This is a genomic window from Streptomyces sp. NPDC040545 (assembly GCF_055595065.1).
Map to the genome: position 1 here is coordinate 634836 of NZ_JBVIWA010000001.1, position 19480 is coordinate 654315.

The following is a 19480-nucleotide window of genomic DNA, read 5'->3' on the forward strand; positions in this document are numbered from 1 at the left end:
CGATCACCATCGATTCTGCCCCCCCTCCCCCCCCCCCCCCCTCCCCCTTCCCCCCCCCCCCCCCCCCCCCCCCCCCCCCCCCCCCCACCCTCCCCCCCCCCCCCCCCCCTCCCCCCCCTCTCCCCCCCCCCCCCCCCCCCCCCCCCCCCCCCCCCGGCGAGGCTGAAAGTGCCCCCGGCGAGACGGAATTGGCCCGACGCGAGGCTGAACCGGCTGCGCGGACGGTTCGGCGGCGGCTCGGCGGGGATCCCGTCAAGGCGCTGCTGCACCGGCACCGGCAGCTGTGCGAACGCGCCGTGGACCCGCTGGAGATCGCCGCCGGGCTGGAAGCCCACGGCATCACCGACCGCACCGCCGCGCGGTTCCGGCACCGGGACGTCTTCTCGCTCGCCGAGGAGCTGTACGCGCGCAGCCCCCACGAGGAGGTCACCGCCGCCGCGCCCGCCCTGGTCCCGGCCGGCCCCGCCGCCTTCCGCGGCTTCGGCCACGCGCTGCTGCCCGGGGCCCTCGCCTGTGCCGCGGCCGCCGCCGGGCAGGCCTGGGCCGGGGTTGCCGCCGTGGCCGCCGTCGCCGCCGCGCTGGTGTGGCCCGGACGGGCCGCCGGGGGCCGGTTCCCCTACGTCGCGCACCTGCTGGCCGCGGCCGTCGCCGGCTGGGCCGTGCACCGGCACGGCACCGCCCTCGCCGTCGGCCTCGCGCTGGCCGTCGTCCCCGGGCACCTGGCCGCCGTCGCCTTCGCCGCCGGGGCGCGGGCCCGGCTCGACGGGAGCCGCGCCCTGGAGGACTTCGCCGACCGGGCGCGTCCGCTGCTGCTGACGGCCGTCGCGCTGTTCACCGGGGCCGCCGCCGCGGCCGCCGTGCTCGCCGGAACACCGCTCCCGGTGGCCGTGCCCCTCGCCCTGCTGCTCTTCCTGACCCGGCTCCTGCTGCGGCACGGAGCCCACCGCGCACCCGTCGGCGCGGCTCTCGCCCTCGCCCTGGTCCCCGTCCCGGCGGCGGCTCTCGCCGCCGCGGCCGGACTCCTCGTACACGCCGTGCTCGCCCTGGCCCGCGCCTCCGCGCATGCGCGGCCCTGACGTCCCCCGGGACGTCCCCAGACCTTCGGAGCCGACCCCGAGGCGCTTTACCCGTACCCCGCCCACCCATCCGTCCATCCGTCCGCAAGGAGAAACAGACATGACCGGCCAGCCAACCAACCAAGGGGTCACGCGATGAGGGTGCTGCTGATCGGAGCCAACGGATACCTCGGCCGCTACGTCGCCGACCGGCTGCTCGCCGACCCCGCCGTCCAGCTCACCGCGCTCGGCCGCGGAGACGACGCCGACGTCCGCTTCGACCTCGCCACCGGCAGCCCCGGCGCGCTCACGCGCTTCCTCGACGCCGTCCACCCGGGCGTCGTCATCAACTGCGCCGGAGCCACCCGGGGCGGGGCCCGGGAACTCACCCGGCACAACACCGTCGCCGTCGCGACGATCTGCGAGTCGCTGCGCCGAAGCGGCTGCGGGGCCCGCCTGGTGCAGCTCGGCTGCGCCGCCGAATACGGGCCCAGCCAGCCCGGCTCGTCCACGGCCGAGGACGCCGTGCCGAGACCGGGTGGGCCGTACGGCGTGAGCAAACTGGCCGCCACCGAGCTGGTCCTGGGCTCCGGGCTGGACGCCGTCGTGCTGCGGATCTTCTCGCCCGTCGGCCCGGGCACCCCCGCCGGATCCCCGCTCGGCCGGCTCGCCGAGGCCATGCGCCGCGCGATGCAGGCGGGCGACGGCGAGCTGAAGCTCAGCGGGCTCGGCGTGCAGCGCGACTTCGTCGACGTACGGGACGTGGCGCGGGCCGTGCACGCCGCCTCGCTCTCCGCCGCCCAGGGCGTGGTCAACATCGGCACCGGCCGTGCGGTCCGGCTGCGCGACGCGGCCGCGGTCCTGGCCCGGGTCGCCGGGTACGGGGGAGCCCTGCACGAGCTGGACGTCCCGCACGGCGGACCCCAGCAGGTGCACGGGCACCCCGGCCGCCCGGTCGGACTGGCCACCATCGGCTCCCCGCGCTCCGAGGCCACCGCCGAACAGATGGCCGCCGCGGCCCCCCAGCCGTACCCCTACCCGGACGGCTGCGGAGCCTGGCAGCAGGCGGATGTCCGTACCGCCCGGGACCGGCTCGGCTGGCGGCCCCGGATCAACCTGGAGGAATCCCTCGCGGACATCTGGATGGAGGCGGCGTGCCGCATCTGACGACGCCGCCCGGGGCCATGACCGCCGCCGCGACCGAGGCCGGCCGCCTCGGCCTCGGCATCCCCGGCTACGCGCACCCGCTCCTCGCCCCCGTCGAGTGGGCCGAGCTGACCCGCCCCGGCACCCCGCTGCACTGGGCCGTGCTCAACATCGCGGACGGCCCGGGCGGGCGGCCCGACCCGCACTGCACGGAGGCGGCCGCGAAGCTGCGCCGCGCCGGCGGCATGATCCTCGGTCATCTCGCGATGCGGGACGGAGCGCGGTCCTTCGGAGAGCTGATCTCCGACGCCCACCGTTTCCGCGACTGGTACGGGGTCGGCGGTTTCTACCTGGCCGGGGCCCCGGCCGGCAAGGCGGAGCTGGCCTCGGTGAGCCGGGTCGTGGACTCCCTGCGGGGCCTCGGCGAGGACCTGCGGATCGTGCTCGGGCACGGCACGCACCCGTACGAGGGCTATGCGGAGGCCGCCGACCAGCTGGTCACCTTCTCCGGAGCCTGGTCGGACTACCGCTGGTCGCAGGTGGCCGAGTGGACGGCGGACCATCCGGCGGAGCGGTTCTGCCACCTCGTCCACGGGGTGCCGCGCGCGCATCTGGAGGAGGCGATGCGGATCGCCCGCTGGCAGGGGGCGGGCACGATCTGGTTCACCGACCGGCTCGGGACGCGCGGCAGCGACCCATGGGCTTCCATGCCCGCGTACTGGGACGAAATCGTCTCAAGGGTCGGGACAGGTGTCTTGGAATGAAGACGGGCGTGGCAGTGTTACTGGGAGGACAACCATCAGTTTGCTCCCTGCACCTGCGGGGATGCTCCCATCTTCGGAGTGCCCGTGTCGCTGCCACCGCTGGTCGAGCCAGCAGCTGAGCTCACCGTTGACGAGGTCCGTCGGTATTCGCGGCACCTGATCATCCCGGATGTCGGGATGGACGGCCAGAAGCGCCTGAAGAACGCCAAGGTGCTGGCCGTGGGTGCCGGCGGTCTCGGTTCGCCCGCCCTCATGTACCTCGCCGCGGCCGGTGTCGGCACGCTGGGCATCGTGGAGTTCGACGAGGTCGACGAGTCGAACCTGCAGCGCCAGATCATCCACAGCCAGGCGGACATCGGCCGTTCCAAGGCCGAGTCGGCCCGCGACAGCGTGCTGGGCATCAACCCGTACGTGAACGTGGTCCTTCACGAAGAGCGGCTCGAAGCCGAGAACGTGATGGAGATCTTCAGCCAGTACGACCTCATCGTCGACGGCACGGACAACTTCGCCACGCGCTACCTGGTGAACGACGCCTGCGTGCTGCTGAACAAGCCGTACGTGTGGGGCTCGATCTACCGCTTCGACGGCCAGGCCTCGGTCTTCTGGTCCGAGCACGGCCCGTGCTACCGCTGCCTCTACCCGGAGCCCCCGCCGCCGGGCATGGTCCCGAGCTGCGCCGAGGGCGGCGTGCTGGGCGTGCTCTGCGCGTCCATCGGGTCGATCCAGGTCACCGAGGCCATCAAGGTCCTCACGGGTGTCGGCGAGCCGCTGGTCGGCCGCCTGATGATCTACGACGCCCTGGAGATGCAGTACCGCCAGGTCAAGGTCCGCAAGGACCCCGACTGCGCGGTCTGCGGTCCGAACGCGACCGTCACCGAGCTCATCGACTACGAGGCCTTCTGCGGCGTCGTGTCGGAGGAGGCCCAGGAGGCGGCCGCCGGTTCGACGATCACTCCCAAGCAGCTCAAGGAGTGGATCGACACCGACGAGCCCATCGAGATCATCGACGTCCGTGAGAAGAACGAGTACGAGATCGTCTCGATCCCCGGCGCGAAGCTGATCCCCAAGGGCGACTTCCTGATGGGCACCGCCCTCCAGGACCTGCCGCAGGACAAGCGCATCGTCCTGCACTGCAAGACGGGTGTCCGCAGTGCGGAAGTCCTCGCGGTCCTGAAGTCCGCGGGCTTCGCGGACGCGGTGCACGTCGGCGGCGGCGTGATCGGCTGGGTCCACCAGATCGAGCCCGAGAAGCCGGTCTACTAGGCCGGTCCACCAGCAGTGGCCCGAAGAGGCCGTACCCCGCGACGGGGTACGGCCCCTTCGGCGTCCCGTCCCGCGAACCCGGACCGGATCAGGCGGCCGACGACTCCGGCGCCTCGGGCGGCGGCGTCGGGTTCGGAGCCGCGGTACAGACGGTGCCCGAGGCCGGCGCCTTCCCGTCCAGCAGATAGGTGTCGACCGCCTTCTGCACGCACGGGTCGCCGCTGTTGTACGCGCCGTGCCCCTCGCCCTTGTAGGTGAGCTCCACGCCCACGCCCGGACCGAGCCGCTCCACCATGTTGCGGGCGCCCTCGTACGGGGTGGCCGGGTCGCCGGTGTTGCCGATCACCAGGATCGGGTCGGAGCCCGGCGCCGAGACGTCGGGGGTCTCCCAGGTGCCGGCCACCGGCCAGCCGGTGCACGACATCATGGCCCAGCCGAGGAGGTCCCCGAAGACCGGCGAGGCGGCGCGGAACTGCGCGAGCTTGGCCTTCGTCTGCTCCAGGGTGTAGCGGTCCTTGTCGTCCACGCAGTTGATGGCGGTGTTGGCCGCGCCGATGTTGCTGTAACGCCCTTGCTGATCACGTCCGTTGAGCGCGTCGGACAGGGCCATCAGCAGTTGCCCCTGGCCGCCCTCCGCCTCGTCGAGGCCCTGTTCCAGCAGCGGCCACAACTCCTTCGAGTACAGGGCCTGCGCGATGCCGTTGGTCGCCTGGGTCTCGGTGAGCATCCGGTCCCCGATGCCCGGGATGGGCTTGGCGGCCAGCGCCTTCTGCAGCTTGATGATGTCGGCCTCGATCTCCTTGGGCGTGCTGCCCTGGAGCCGGCACTCGTCCCCGCGGTCCACGCAGTCCTGCGCGAAGTTGCCGAGCGCGAGCTGGAATCCCCTGGCCTGGCCCAGGGCGCTCCCCTCGGCGGTCTTGGTCGGGTCCACGACGGCGTCGAAGACGGCCCGGCCGACGTTCTTGGGGAAGAGGTGGGCGTAGACCCCGCCCAGTTCGGTGCCGTAGGAGATGCCGAAGTAGTTCAGCTTCTTGTCCCCGAGGGCCTGGCGGATCCGGTCCAGGTCGCGGGCGGCGTTCTCCGTGCCGACGTGGGGGAGCAGCTCGGCGGAGTTCTTCTCACAGGCCTCCTGGTACTTCCGGATGTTCTCGATGAAGGCCTTCTCCTCCTCCGGGGTCTCGGGGGAGGAGTCCTCGCCGAAGTACTGGTCCAGCTGCTTGTCGTTCTGGCACAGGACCGGATCGCTGCCGCCCACCCCGCGCGGGTCGAAGCTCACCAGGTCGTACCGGGCGCGCAGGGCCTCGTACTCCTTCGCGGAGCCCGGCAGCGTGCTGATCCCGGAGCCGCCGGGGCCGCCGAAGTTGAAGACCAGTGAGCCCAGGCGGTTCTTCTGGTCCCGCGCCTTGGCCCGGATCAGGGCGATCGGGATCGTCTTGCCCTCGGGCTTCGCGTAGTCGAGCGGGACGTCGAGGGTGGCGCACTGCCAGTCCTTGGGCGGGGCCTGGCCACCGCCCTGGGCGGCGGTCGGGGCCTCGCAGTCGCCCCATTTCAGGGGCTTGACCTCCGGAGAGCCGTCGGCCGTCGTCTTCTTCCCGTCGCCGTCCCCGGAACAGGCGGCCGTGGCGAGCAGCCCGGCGGCGAGCGTGGCGGCGGCGGTGACCCGCCAGGCGTGTGTCGGCATGTCCCCATCCTGTGCGCCCCGCCCCTACCCCGCCCGTGCGCTGACCCGAACGGGGGGCATGCCCGCCCGCAGGTCAGTAGCCGTACACGCTCAGCTCCGTGATCGCGGCGAACAGGTGCTCCCAGGTCGCGGCGGAGGGCGAGCCGCCGGCCAGCGCACCGGGATCCAGGGCCTCCATCGCCTCGAGGAAGGCCCCGGTGCCGTCCTCGGCCGGGTACGGGGACCAGCAGGCGCCCATGTACCGGCGCACGCCGTCGAGGAACCCGACGAAGGCCGCCACGTCCCGGGCCAGCGGGATGGCGGACTCCTGGTACATGTGCACCGCTCCAGTGAGGCGGTGGACGCCCACCAGACCCGGGTCCGTGTACCCGAAGTCGAAGGTCCCGAGGTGCAGGAGGTCCTCGTCGCCCGCCGCCGGGGCCGACGCGGTCAGCGGCCGCAGCAACTGTGGGGCGACCTCGAACGAGCTGACGCCCGCGGCCCAGTGGCGCGGCAGCCCGACCCCGCTCAGGAACTCCCGGGTGGCCGGGTGCTCCAGCGCGTCCGGGAGCTCGTCGACGGGGACGCGGGTGACCCACGCGCCGCCGAAGGTCCGGGCGAGCCCGGCCGCGGTGAGCGGACCGGAGCCGCGCGTGCCCGGGCGGAACCACGGGGTGTCCCCGGCGGATTCCCAGGAGGAGGTGTCGGCGCCGCCCCGGGGCCGGTCGGCGAGCGCGGCGGCGTTCTCCTCCACCACCACGATCCCGCGGTCCTCCGCGTACAGGTAGCGGCCGCCGCCGAGCACGACCGGCTCCTCCCAGGTGCCGGGGCAGTGCAAGGCCCAGCCCTCGTCCTCCGCGTCGAACAGCCAAGGGCCGTCCGGCTCCTCCGTCTCCCGCGGGGCGGCCTCGCCGTCGGCCGGAGCGGGCAGCCGGCGTCCCGTGTCCAGGTCGAACCAGGCGTCCTCGCACCACAGGGCCCACACCTTCACGGCCGCGCCCCCGTCGAGGTCGTACACCTCGGCGGTGTGGTCCCCGCTGAGGTTCGGCTCCGCCACGTAGGCGCCGACGGGCCGCCACCAGGCCCACACCGTCCGCCAGGGCAGCCCCGGTTCGGCCTCCGCGACGCGGGCGGCGTAGTCGTGGTGCCCGAGCACGGTCGCGGCGAAATGCAGCCAGGAGGCGAACTCCGCCCGCCCCACGTCGGCCCGCCCGAAGACGGCCTCGGCCTGGGTGAACACCTCCCGCCCGATGCCCCCTTGACCGGCGGCCCCGCCCCGCAGGGCCGCCCGGTCCGCGCGCAGCACCGCGGCCGGATCGTCGAACGGGCAGCGGCTGTCCAGGTCTTCACTCATGGACGCATGCTGCCACCCGCCTCGGACATCGCCCCCGCCGGCCGGAACTTCCAGCCACGCCGGCGTTCGAGGCGCGGGCGCGAAGCGCCGTAGCGGGTACGGGAGCGCCCGGTGCCGCAGCCGCCGGCCGGAGCCGAATCCGCCGACCGGGCCGGAGGTTAGTGCTGTGGCCGGGTGAACCTTCCCGGTCACAGCACTAGATGGCTTCCTTGCGGGTCAGGAAGTTGAACGAGATCCACCCCGGCAGCACCGGCAGCCAGAAGGTCATCAGACGGAACAGCAGCACCGCCGAGATCGCGACCTCCTTCTCCAGGCCCGCCGCGATCAGCCCGAGGGTCAGCGTGGTCTCCACCGCGCCCATACCACCCGGCGTCGGCGCCGCCGACCCCAGCGCGTTGCCCGCCAGGAACACCACCGCGATGCTCGCGTAGCTGATGGCCTCGCCGCCCCCGAACGCGCGGATCGACGCGTCCAGGCACATCACGAAGCAGCCCGTCAGCAGCAGCATCCCGCCGATGCCGGTCACCAGCTTCTTCGGCCGCTGGAGCACGTCCAGCATGCGCGGCACCACGCCCGCGAACAGCGCCCGGACCCGCGTCACCACGAACTTCCGCATGAACGGGACGGCCGTCACCACCAGCACCAGGACGGCCACCGTCAGCAGACCCGCGATGACCGCCCGGGACGGGGTCATCTCCGGGGTCTTCTCGGTGCCGGTCAGATAGCCGAAGGACAGCAGCAGCACGATGTGGCTGGCCAGCCCGAACAGCTGGGAGGCGCCCACGCTCGCGACCGCCAGCCCCGGCCGGACCCCCGCCCGCTGCAGGAACCGCGTGTTCAGCGCGACACCGCCGACGGCCGCCGGGGCCACCAGCTTCACGAACGACCCGGCCACCTGCGCGACCACCGTCCGCAGGAACGACACCCGCTCGGGCACGAAGCCCAGCAGGCTCATCGCCGCCGCGAAGTACGTCAGCGCCGAGAAGGCCAGCGCCGCCCCGACCCAGCCCCACTGCGCCTCGCCGATGATGGTCGCGAAGTCCACGTGGGCGAGCTGCGTGAGCAGGAAGTACGCACCGAACGCGCCCGCGATGAACGACACCAGCGTGCGCGGCCGGATCCGCTCCAGCCGGGCCGGCTCCACCGGCGCCTGCGGCCGGATCAGCAGCACCTGGTGGCGGATCTGGGTCAGCAGATCCTCCTCGCGGGCCCCGTCCAGCGCGTCCTCCAGGGCCTTCTTCTCGGCCTTGCGGTCGGCTGCGGCCGAGGCGGAGACGGGGGTCGCGGAAGCCGTGGATTCCGCCTCGCGCGCCGCCTTCGCCGCCCGCGAGGACTCCAGCACGGCCTCCCGCTGCCGCTCCGCCCGCTCCCGGGCCAGCTTGCGCAGCGTCGCCCGGGTGGAACGGCTCAGCGCGATCGGCTGGAGCAGCGGCAGACAGTCCGCCACCGCGTCCGGGCCGAGCACCGACACGGCCGAGGCCACCGCGCGCTCGGCGCCGACCCGCAGGCCGAGCGTGGTCAGCAGCTGGGCGATGTCCATGCGGAGCACCAGGTCGCCGGCGGCGATCTCGCCGCCGCGCAGGTCGGTCAGGATGACGTTGCCGGAACGATCCACCACGAGGGCGTCGCCGGTGAGCCTGCGGTGTGCGATCCGCCGCGACTGGAGGGCCCGTACCTGCTTCCACGTGTGGTGGATCAGCTCGTCGGTGATCTCCTCGTCGGCGAGGGCGTCGAGGGCCCGGACGTCCAGGTGCTCGTACACGAGCATCACCGCGTCCGGGCCGAGCTCGGAGGTGGCGATCAGCTTCGGCGCGTTCGCCCCGGCCGCGATGGCCGCGTACGCGAGGAGCGCCTCCTGCTCCAGCGCTTGGCGCAGCGACTGCAGGCTGCGCCCCGTGGTGATGCCGCGCAGCGTGAGCCGGCGCCAGACCCGGTAGAAGAAGCCGTGGGCCTGCTGCTCGCGGTCGACGATCGTGACGTCGAGCGGCGGCCCGTCCTCCAGGGTCACGTGGTACCGGCGGCCCCGGTCGTTGGCCTCGGAGGGCTCGGGGCCCTCGGGCATCTCCGCGCGCATCGCGCTGACCGGCTGGAAGCCGACCCGGCGCAGTCCGGCGAGGAGGTGCTGCCCGGTGGGCCGCACGTTGGGCGAGCCGACGGCGTACAGGGTGCCGTAGGCGACGCTCCAGCCGATCAGCACGGTGAGGATGATCGAGAAGGGGGTGGTGTACCCGTTGACCAGCATGGCCAGGGCGTTGAGCAGCAGGACCACCCACAGGGCGACCCGCCAGTGGGGTCGGCGGGTCATCCCGACCGCGGTCATGTACGCGATGACGGGCGCGAGGTAGCCGTGGACCGGGTCGGTCAGCGTCCCGCCGGCCGCGGGGCGGGTGAGGGCGTCCTGGATGGTGTCGGGGGCGGCCTGCGAGACCCAGAGGTCGGTGGCGAGGGTGACGCCGTGCGCGAGGACGGCCGCGAGCACGCCGTCGGCGATGCGCAGCCCGTCGCGTTTGATCAGCCGCTCGATGGCGAAGGCGACGGGCAGCAGCAGCACCGCGATGCTGGACACCAGCGCGGCGACCTTGATCAGCAGGGCGGGCGCCTGGCCGGTGCCCTTGCTGATGTCCTCCTCCAGACCCACGGTGGTGCCGTGGGCGAAGGCGGCGATGCCGAGGAGGACGGCGATGCCGAGGATGCCGACGAGCAGGCGTACGAGGTCGGACGGCCGGTGCACGCGGGCGGCGAGCAGCGGTTCGTCGACCTCGACCCGGTCGGCTTCCGTGGCGGCGTGACCGTGCGGGCCCGCGGTGGCCGCGGTGGCCCTGGCCCGTGCCCCGGCGGCCTTGGCGTCGGCGGGCTCGGCTTCGGCTGCCTCGGCCTCGGCTTCGCCTGCCTTGGTCTCGCCTGCCTTGGTCTCGTCGGCCGTGGCCTTGGCCTCGGCTTCACCGGCAGCCTCGGCCTTGCCCGTGCGGCCGGTCCGGCCACCGGGGCGCGGGGGCTCCGGGCGGGGCTCGGGGACGGGTTCGGGGCGGGCGGCGCGGCCGTCGTCAGGGCGTGCGCCGTCGTCGGTCGCCGCGCCGTCCGGAGGGCTCACACCCTGCTCCTTCGTCGTCACATCCGTCTCTTCTTGATCACGTATCACCAGTCACCGCCCGGAAGATGGTGGCACGGACCGACGGGCCAGCGGGGCATCAGGGTGCGCGCCGGTGCGGAAGCGAGACCTCCGCCGGAGCGCGGCCGACGTACTGCACCATGTGCTGAATGAGTGAGGAGCTGCCCGCGTACGCGGAGCGCGTACTGGAGGTGGCCGAGCGTATTCCGCCCGGCCGGGTGATGACGTACGGGGACGTCGCCGAGTGGCTCGGCGAGGGAGGACCGCGCCAAGTCGGGCGTGTCATGGCCCTGTACGGGGGAGCCGTGCCCTGGTGGCGCGTGGTGCGGGCGGACGGCCTGCCGCTGCCCGGCCACGAGGTGCGCGCCCTGGAGCACTACCGGACCGAGGCCACCCCGCTGCGCCTGACGGCGGGCGGCGAGCCGCGGCTGGACATGCGCCGGGCGCGCTGGGACGGGTCCCCCGGGCAGGATGGCGGACAGGACGGCACACGCGACGAGACTCACACCTGACAGCTTCGGCCATGTGCGGCCCGTACGGGCGATCGGGCGACGGCCCGAACGCCCGTACGGGGTACCCCGGGGGACTGCGCGGCGTCGGCCGGTTGCCGTAGCGTTGCCTCTTCGGCTTCCGCGGCGGCTTCCGCGCGAGCCGTCACGGCAACACCGCCACACCCCGCAGACCCACCAGGACCGGCACCCCACGTGATCACCTCTTCCTCCGACCGCACCGAACGGCGGCGTACGCGGACCCCCGACGCGTACCGCCTCGTGCGCACCGGGCCGGAACGGGTGGATCCCCCTGTGCTGGACGCAGCGCAGCGGTCGGTGGTTGACCACACCGGCGGGCCGCTGCTGGTCCTCGCCGGACCGGGCACCGGGAAGACGACCACGCTGGTCGAAGCCGTCACCGCCCGCGTGGAAGCGGGCACCGACCCCGCCCGGATCCTCATCCTCACCTTCAGCCGCAAGGCGGCGGTGGAGCTTCGCGACCGGGCCGCCCTGCGCCTCGGCGGCGCCCGCGCTCCGCAGGCCACCACCTTCCACTCCTTCTGCTACGGACTCGTCCGCGCCCACCAGGACACCGACCTCTTCGCCGACCCGCTGCGGCTGCTGTCCGGCCCCGAGCAGGACGTGATGGTCCGCACGCTCCTGGAGGGCCAGCGCCGCATCCGCTCCATCCGCTGGCCGGACGACCTGCGGGCCGCGCTGACCACGCGCGGGTTCGCCGACGAGGTCCGGGCGGTGCTCGCCCGCGCCCGCGAGCTGGGCCTCGGGCCGCAGGCCCTCTCCTCGTTCGCCGACCGCATCGGCCGCCCGGACTGGAAGGCGGCGGCGGCCTTCCTCTCCGAGTACCTCGACGTCCTCGACATGCAGGGCACGCTGGACTACGCGGAACTCCTGCACCGGGCGGTGCTCCTCGCGGAACGCACGCCGTCCCTCGCCTCCGCCTACGACGCGATCTTCGTCGACGAGTACCAGGACACGGACGCCTCGCAGCTGCGGCTGCTGCGCGCCCTGACCGGCCCGGGCGGCACGCTGGTCGCCTTCGGCGATCCCGACCAGTCGATCTACGCCTTCCGCGGCGCCGACATCAACAACGTCCTGGACTTCGAGACGGCCTTCCCCGGCGCGCGGGTCAAGGCCCTCACCGTCGGCCGCCGCTCCGGCGCGGCCCTGCTGGCGGCCACCCGGCTGCTCACCACCCGGATGCCGGTCCCGCGGCTGCCGTCCGAGGCGGTCCGCGCCCACCGGAACCTCGCGCCGGTGCGGGAGGGCGGGCTGGTGGAGGTCTTCACGTACCCGACGGCGGGCGCGGAGCTGGACAACATCGCCGACATCCTGCGGCGGGCCCACCTGGAGGACGGGGTGCCCTGGCAGGACATGGCCGTCCTGGTCCGCGCGGGCGGCCGCACCCTCCCGGCGATGCGCCGCGCCCTGATCTCGGCGGGAGTCCCGGTCGAGACGGACGGCGCGGACACCCCCCTGCGCCACGAACCGGCGGTCGCCCCCCTCCTGACGGCCCTCCGCGCCTCGGCCACCTCGGCCACCTCTGCCGCCTCTGCCGCCTCTGCCACCACCGACCCGGCTGACGCCGCCGAAGCGGACCCGGCGCTGCCGCCTGCCGCCGATCCGGCGCACCCCGACGCCCCGGCGCCGGCCGACGCCCCCGACGGCACCTCCCCCGCCGGAGACGGGCCCGACGCCGCCGAAGCGGGCCCGGGGCCGGGCCCCGCGAGCCCGGCCGACCCCGCCGGAGGGGACGCGGCCGGCGGCATCACCGTCGAGGCCGCCCTCACCCTGCTCGCCTCCCCCCTCGGCGGGATGGACGCCACCGACCTGCGCCGGCTCGGCCGCGCCCTGCGTGACGAGGAGCGCGCCGCCGGCGTCAAGGTGCCCGCGCCCTCCGACGTACTGCTCGCCCGCGCCCTCGCCGAGCCCGAGCGGCTCACCGCGCACGACCCCGCGTACGCCCGCGGCGCGCAACGCCTCGGCCTGCTCCTGCGCAAGGCCCGTGAACTGCTCCAGGGCGGCGGCACCGCCGAGGAGGCCCTCTGGGTCCTCTGGGACGGCACCCCCTGGCCCGACCGGCTGGAACGCCAGGCCCGCCGCGGCGGCACGGCCGGCCGCAACGCCGACCGCGACCTCGACGCCGTCTGCGCCCTCTTCGACACCGCCGCCCGCGCCGAGGAACGCACCGGCGGCCGCGGCGCGCTCAACTTCCTCGAACAACTCGAGGCGGAGGACATCGCCGCGGACACGTTGACGGCCCGCGCCACCCGCTCCGACGCCGTCCGGCTGATGACGGCCCACCGCTCCAAGGGACTGGAGTGGTCCCTCGTCGTCGTCGCCGGCGTCCAGGAGGGCCTGTGGCCCGACCTCCGCCGCCGAGGCTCCCTCCTGGAGGCCGACCGCATCGGCCGCGACGGCCTCGCCGAGCCCCTCACCCCCGGCGCCCTGCTCGCCGAGGAGCGCCGGCTCTTCTACGTCGCCGCCACCCGCGCCCGCGACCGCCTCGTCGTCACCGCCGTCAAGGCCCCCGCCGACGACGGTGACCAGCCCTCCCGCTTCCTCACCGAGCTCGGCGTCCCCCCGCGCGACATCACCGGCCGCCCCCGGCGCCCCCTCGCCGTCGCCGCGCTCGTCGCCGAGCTGCGCGCCACCACCGTCGACCCCGAGGCCTCGCCCGCCCTGCGCGACGCGGCCGCCCGCCGCCTCGCCCGCCTCGCCGCGCTCACCGACGACGAGGACCGCCCCCTGGTCCCCGCCGCGCACCCGCAGCGCTGGTGGGGCCTGTACGAGCCCACCCGCAGCAGCGTCCCCCTCCGCGACCGGGACCGGCCCGTCGCCCTGTCCGGCAGCGCCCTGGAACAGCTCGCCAACACCTGCTCCCTCCAGTGGTTCCTCGGCCGCGAGGTCAAGGCCGACACCCCCTCCACCGCCGCCCAGGGCTTCGGCAACGTCGTCCACGTCCTCGCCGACGAGGTCGCCTCCGGCCGTACCCCCGCCGACCTGGCCGTCCTCATGGAACGCCTCGACTCGGTGTGGGACGCCCTCGCCTTCGACGCACCCTGGAAGTCCCGCCAGGAGAAGGACAACGCCCGCGCCGCCCTGGAGCGGTTCCTGCGCTGGCACACCACCGACCGCGGCGGCCGCGAGGCCGTGGCCACGGAGCACGAGTTCGACGTCACACTCGAAGCCGGTGAGGTCGCCGTCCGCATCCGCGGTTCCATGGACCGGGTCGAATCGGACCCGCAGGGGCGTGCGTACGTCGTCGACTTCAAGACCGGCAGATCCGCGCCCACCAAGGACGAGGTGGCCCGCCACCCCCAGCTCGCCGTCTACCAGCTCGCCGTGCGCGAGGGAGCCGTCGACGAGGTCTTCGACGGCCTGCGCCCCGAGCCCGGCGGCGCCGAGCTCGTCCAGCTCCGCCAGGGCGCCGCGATCCGCGAGGGCGGCGACGCGGTGCCCAAGGTGCAGGCCCAGCAGCCGCTCGACGGGGAGTGGGTCGGCGACCTGCTCGCCACCGCCGCCGGCCGGGTCCTCGACGAGCGCTTCGCGCCCGCCGCCGGCCGCCACTGCGACCACTGCTCCTTCCGCAGCTCGTGCAGCGCCCGCCCGGAGGGCCGCCAGACCGTCGAGTGAGCCCGGCGGCCGGAGCGCCAGGGGGTGTCTTGCCGGTCGGGACTGTCGGTGGGGGCGGCTAGCCTTTTTACGTGCCCGCGCGTCCGCCCGCCCTCTCCGACCCCGAGCAGCTCAAGGAGCTCCTCGGGATCCCCTTCACGCCCGAGCAGATGGCCTGTGTCACCGCCCCGCCCGCCCCGCAGGTCGTCGTCGCGGGCGCCGGCTCCGGCAAGACCACCGTCATGGCCGCCCGCGTCGTCTGGCTCGTCGGTACGGGTGCGGTCGCGCCCGAGCAGGTGCTCGGCCTGACCTTCACCAACAAGGCCGCCGGTGAACTGTCCGAGCGCGTGCGCAAGGCCCTCGCGCGGGCCGGCATCACTGACCCGGACCCCTCCCCGGCCGACGCGGACGCGGCCGGCGGCGAGCCCCGCATCTCCACCTACCACGCCTTCGCCGGACAGCTCCTGAAGGACCACGGCCTGCGCATCGGCCTGGAGCCCAGCTCCCGGCTGCTCGCCGACGCCACCCGCTTCCAGCTCGCCGCGAAAGTGCTGCGCGAGGCCCCCGGCCCGTACCCCTCGCTCACCAAATCGGTCCCCGACCTGGTCGGCGACCTCCTCGCGCTCGACGGGGAACTCTCCGAGCACCTGGTCGAGCCCGAGCGGCTGCGCCTGCACGACACCGGCCTGCTGGACGTGCTCGCCGGCACCAAGCTCACCAACGAGGACCTCCGCAAGGTCCCGGAGGCCGTGCGCGGCCGCCTCGAACTGCTGGAACTGGTCGTCCGCTACCGCGCCGCCAAACGCTCCCGCGACCTCTTCGACTTCAGCGACCAGATAGCCCTCTCCGCGCAGCTCGCCACCACCCGGCCCGAGGTGGGGGCGCTGCTGCGCGAGGAGTTCCGGGTGGTCCTGCTCGACGAGTACCAGGACACCTCCGTCGCCCAGCGGCTGCTGCTGTCCGGACTCTTCGGCGCGGGCTCCGGCCACGCCGTGACCGCCGTCGGCGACCCCTGCCAGGCCATCTACGGCTGGCGCGGGGCCTCCGTCGCCAACCTCGACGACTTCCCGGAGCACTTCCCGCACGCCGACGGAAGCCCCGCCACCCGGCTCTCCCTCAGCGAGAACCGGCGCAGCGGCGGCCGCCTGCTGGACCTGGCCAACGGACTCGCCGCCCCGCTGCGCGCCATGCACGAGGGCGTGGAGGCTTTGCGCCCGGCGCCGGGGGCGGAAGCCGCCGGGCAGGTCCGCTGCGCCCTGCTGGAGACCCACGCGCAGGAGCTCGACTGGCTCGCCGACTCCGTCGCCCACCTCGTCCGCACCGGGACGGAGCCGCGCGAGATCGCCGTACTGTGCCGCTCCGCCGGGGACTTCGCGCAGATCCAGGCCGTGCTGGTGGACCGGGACGTGCCCGTCGAGGTCGTCGGCCTCTCCGGGCTGCTGCACCTGCCCGAGGTCGCCGACCTCGTCGCCGTCTGCGAGGTCCTGCAGGACCCCGGCGCCAACGCCTCCCTGGTCCGGCTCCTGATCGGCCCGCGCTGGCGGATCGGCGCGCGCGACCTGGCCCTGCTGGGTCGCCGGGCGCGACTGCTGGTGAGCCGGGCGCCCGCCGGGTCCGACCCGGACGAACGGCTCGCCGCGGCCGTGGAGGGCGTGGACCCCGCGGAGATCGTGTCGCTGGCCGACGCCCTCGAGACCTTCCTCGACGGCGCCGGACAGGCCCCGGACGACCTCCCCTTCTCGGCGGAGGCCCGGATCCGCTTCGCGCACCTCGCCCAGGAACTGCGCGACCTGCGGCGCTCCCTCGCCGACCCGCTGATGGACGTCCTGCACCGGGTGCTGACCGCCACCGGCCTGGAGGTGGAGTTGTCGGCCTCCCCGCACGCGCTGGCGGCCCGCCGCCGCGAGACCCTGTCGAACTTCATGGACGTGGCGGCCGGTTTCGCCGCCCTGGACGGCGAGGCCACCCTGCTGGCCTTCCTGGCGTTCCTGCGCACGGCCGCCCAGTACGAGAAGGGACTGGACCACGCGCTGCCCGGCGGCGAGAACACCGTCAAGGTGCTCACCGCCCACAAGTCCAAGGGTCTGGAATGGGACGTGGTGGTGGTCCCGGACCTGTGCGCCGGAGCCTTCCCGAAGCAGAAGCCGCCGGAGGCCTGGACCTCGTACGCGAAGGTGCTCCCGTACGCGCTGCGGGGCGACGCCCCCACCCTGCCCGGGGACCCGGCCTGGACCTCGGCGGGACTGAAGGCCTTCAAGACCGCGCTCAAGGACCACAAGTCGGTGGAGGAGCTCCGCCTCGGCTACGTGACCTTCACCCGGCCGCGCTCCCTGCTGCTGGCCTCCGGCCACTGGTGGGGCCCGAGCCAGAAGAAGCGCCGCGGCCCGTCGCCGTTCCTCGAAGCCCTGTACGAGCACTGCGCGGCCGGTTTCGGCGAGATCGAGGCCTGGGCGGACGAGCCCGACCCCACCGCCGAGAACCCGGCGCTGTCCGGCGAGTCCACCGCGGACCACTCCTGGCCCCTCCCGCTCGACCCGTACTCCCTCACCCTGCGCCGCGCTGCCGCCGCCCTGGTGGAGTCCTACCTCGCGGCCCCGCCCCCGGAGGAGGACGCGTACCTCTGGCCCCCGGACTGCGACGAGCCGTGGCCGGACGAGGACCCCTGGGAACCGGACCCCGCCGACGGCGCCTGGGCCCCGGAGCCGGCGGCCGCCCCCGCCGAGCCGCTCGACGATCTCTGGGCCGCAGAGGCCCCGCCCGCCGCGGGAGCGGCCGCCCCCGCAGGAGACGGCCTCGTTCCCGAGGAGGCCCGCGCCGTCGCCTCCTGGGACCGCGATCTCGACGCCCTGGAGGGCGAGCTGCGCCGTGCCCGCGCAGCCGTCCGTGACGTCGAGCTGCCCTCCGCCCTGTCCGCCAGCCAGCTGCTCCGGCTCGCCGCCGACGAGCAGGGCTTCGTACGCGACCTCGCCCGCCCCATGCCGCGGCCCCCGCAGCCCGCCGCCCGCCAGGGCACCCGGTTCCACGCCTGGGTCGAGTCCCGGTTCGACGAGCTGCCGCTGCCGTTCCTCGACGTCCTCGACCCCGTCACCGACCTCCCCGGCGCGGGCTCCGACCAGGAGATCGCCGACGAGGCTGACCTCGACTCCCTCAAGGCCGCCTTCGAACGCAGCCCGTACGCGGACCGGCCCCCCCACCGCATGGAGGCCCCGGTCCAGCTCACCCTCGCCGGCCGGGTCGTGCGCGGCCGGATCGACGCCGTCTACCGCAACCCGGACGGCTCGTACGAGATCGTCGACTGGAAGACCGGCCGCACCACCGAGGCCGACCCGCTCCAGCTCGCCGTCTACCGCGTGGCCTGGGCCGAGGCCACGAACACCCCGCTCGACCGGGTCTCCGCCGCCTTCCTGCACGTCCGCAGCGGCCGCGTGATCCGCCCCCGCAACCTCCCGGACCGGGCCCGCCTTGAGCGGATCCTCCAAGGCGGATCGGACCCGGAGGGTGACCATCAGGCGGACAGCTAGGCTCGTGGGCATGAGCGACACCCCGCCGGACAGCGTCGTCCGCACGTACATCGACACCCACCGCGCCGCCTTCCTCGACGACCTCGCCGAGTGGCTCCGCATTCCCTCCGTCTCGGCCCAGCCCGAGCACGCGGGCGACGTACGCCGCAGCGCCGAATGGCTCGCGGCGAAGCTCAAGGAGACCGGCTTCCCGGTCGCCGAGGTGTGGACCCCTTCTGATGCGAAAACCGGCCCCGGCGCGCCCGCCGTCTTCGCGCACTGGCCGAGCGAGGACCCGCACGCCCCGACCGTCCTCGTGTACGGGCACCACGACGTGCAGCCCGCCGCCCTCGCCGACGGCTGGCACACCGACCCGTTCGAGCCGGTGGTCCAGGACGGCCGCATGTACGGGCGCGGCGCCGCCGACGACAAGGGGCAGGTGTTCTTCCACACCCTCGGGGTACGCGCGCACCTGGCGGCCACCGGCGCCGCCGCCCCCGCCGTCCACCTCAAGCTCCTCATCGAGGGCGAGGAGGAGTCCGGCTCCCCGAACTTCCGCGCCCTCGTCGAGGCCCGCGCCGCCGAGCTCGCCGCCGACGTCGTGATCGTCTCCGACACCGGCATGTGGTCCGAGACCACCCCCACCGTCTGCACCGGCATGCGCGGCGTCGCCGACTGCGAGATCGACTTCCACGGGCCGGACCAGGACATCCACTCCGGCGCCTTCGGCGGGGCCGTGCCCAATCCGGCCACCGTCGCCGCCCGCCTGGTCGCGGCGCTCCACGACGCCGACGGGCGGGTCACGATCCCCGGCTTCTACGACAACATCGCCGAGCTGACGGACGCGGAGCGCGCGCTGATCGCCGAGCTGCCCTTCGACGAGTCCGAGTGGCTGCGTACGGCCAAGTCCCACGCGGCCGCGGGCGAGGCCGGGTACTCCACCCTGGAGCGCGTCTGGGCCCGCCCCACGGCCGAGGTCAACGGCATCGGCGGCGGCTACCAGGGCCCCGGCGGCAAGACGATCGTGCCCGCCTCCGCCCACCTGAAGCTGTCGTTCCGCCTGGTGTCCGGGCAGGACCCGTACGAGATCGAGGCGGCCGTCAGGGACTGGGTCGCGGCCGGCATCCCGGACGGGATCCGCCACTCCATCACCTTCGGAGCACCCACCCGCCCGTGCCTGACCCCGCTGGACCACCCGGCCCTGCAGTCGGTCGTCCGGTCCATGGGCCGCGCCTTCGGCGAGAAGATCCGCTTCACGCGGGAGGGCGGCTCCGGCCCCGCGGCGGACCTCCAGGACGTCCTGGACGCGCCCGTCCTCTTCCTCGGCATCTCGGTACCGTCCGACGGCTGGCACTCGCCGAACGAGAAGGTCGAGCTGGACCTCCTGCTCAAGGGTGCCGAGACGACCGCGTACCTCTGGGGAGACCTGGCCGTCCACCACCGGACCACCGCCTGACACCCCAACCCGACGCACACACCTGCCGTACCGAGCCTGCCTGTCCCAC

11 protein-coding genes are annotated in these 19480 nt (G+C 74.4%); 8 read left to right on the forward strand and 3 right to left on the reverse strand.

The annotated features are described in order from the left end of the window. Positions 1–188: 188 nt before the first annotated feature. From ACZ573_RS03105 to moeZ, 4 genes are all read left to right on the forward strand, one after another. Complete coding sequence (locus ACZ573_RS03105) at positions 189–1076, forward strand: hypothetical protein (RefSeq protein WP_471298234.1); 888 nt, start codon at positions 189–191, stop codon at positions 1074–1076. A gap of 135 nt (positions 1077–1211) precedes the next feature. Beyond that, on the forward strand, positions 1212–2222 hold the full coding sequence (locus ACZ573_RS03110) for an NAD-dependent epimerase/dehydratase (RefSeq protein WP_471298237.1): 1011 nt from the start codon (positions 1212–1214) through the stop codon (positions 2220–2222). After that, entirely contained in the window at positions 2210–2965 is a 756-nt protein-coding gene (locus ACZ573_RS03115; protein ID WP_471298241.1) for a spherulation-specific family 4 protein, read from the forward strand. Before ACZ573_RS03110 ends, ACZ573_RS03115 begins: the two co-directional genes overlap by 13 nt. An 84-nt stretch (positions 2966–3049) precedes the next feature. Next, the gene (gene moeZ / locus ACZ573_RS03120; protein WP_471298243.1) at positions 3050–4228 is read left to right on the forward strand and encodes an adenylyltransferase/sulfurtransferase MoeZ; all 1179 of its coding nucleotides are present in this window, start codon (positions 3050–3052) and stop codon (positions 4226–4228) included. 88 nt (positions 4229–4316) lie between these two features. Here moeZ and ACZ573_RS03125 read toward each other — a convergent pair whose 3' ends face one another. The 3 genes from ACZ573_RS03125 to ACZ573_RS03135 form a co-directional block, all read right to left on the reverse strand. After that, a complete protein-coding gene (locus ACZ573_RS03125) occupies positions 4317–5909 on the reverse strand; it encodes an alpha/beta hydrolase (protein ID WP_471298246.1) in 1593 nt (530 codons plus the stop codon). 73 nt (positions 5910–5982) lie between these two features. Then, complete coding sequence (locus ACZ573_RS03130) at positions 5983–7242, reverse strand: SUKH-4 family immunity protein (RefSeq protein ID WP_471298249.1); 1260 nt, start codon at positions 7240–7242, stop codon at positions 5983–5985. 196 nt (positions 7243–7438) lie between these two features. Beyond that, on the reverse strand, positions 7439–10333 hold the full coding sequence (locus tag ACZ573_RS03135) for a lysylphosphatidylglycerol synthase transmembrane domain-containing protein (protein ID WP_471298252.1): 2895 nt from the start codon (positions 10331–10333) through the stop codon (positions 7439–7441). Between the two features lie 167 nt (positions 10334–10500). Between ACZ573_RS03135 and ACZ573_RS03140 the strand changes: the two genes are divergently transcribed. From ACZ573_RS03140 to ACZ573_RS03155, 4 genes are all read left to right on the forward strand, one after another. Continuing rightward, positions 10501–10863, forward strand: a complete 363-nt coding sequence (locus ACZ573_RS03140; protein ID WP_471298255.1) for an MGMT family protein — start codon at positions 10501–10503, stop codon at positions 10861–10863. 192 nt (positions 10864–11055) lie between these two features. Continuing rightward, positions 11056–14496 (forward strand): ATP-dependent helicase, encoded by a 3441-nt coding sequence (locus ACZ573_RS03145; RefSeq protein ID WP_471298257.1) that lies wholly within the window; start codon positions 11056–11058, stop codon positions 14494–14496. Between the two features lie 71 nt (positions 14497–14567). Beyond that, positions 14568–17996, forward strand: coding sequence for a UvrD-helicase domain-containing protein (locus ACZ573_RS03150; protein ID WP_471298260.1), 3429 nt, complete (start codon positions 14568–14570; stop codon positions 17994–17996). 10 nt (positions 17997–18006) lie between these two features. After that, positions 18007–19431 (forward strand): dipeptidase, encoded by a 1425-nt coding sequence (locus ACZ573_RS03155; RefSeq protein ID WP_471298262.1) that lies wholly within the window; start codon positions 18007–18009, stop codon positions 19429–19431. Positions 19432–19480: the final 49 nt, after the last annotated feature.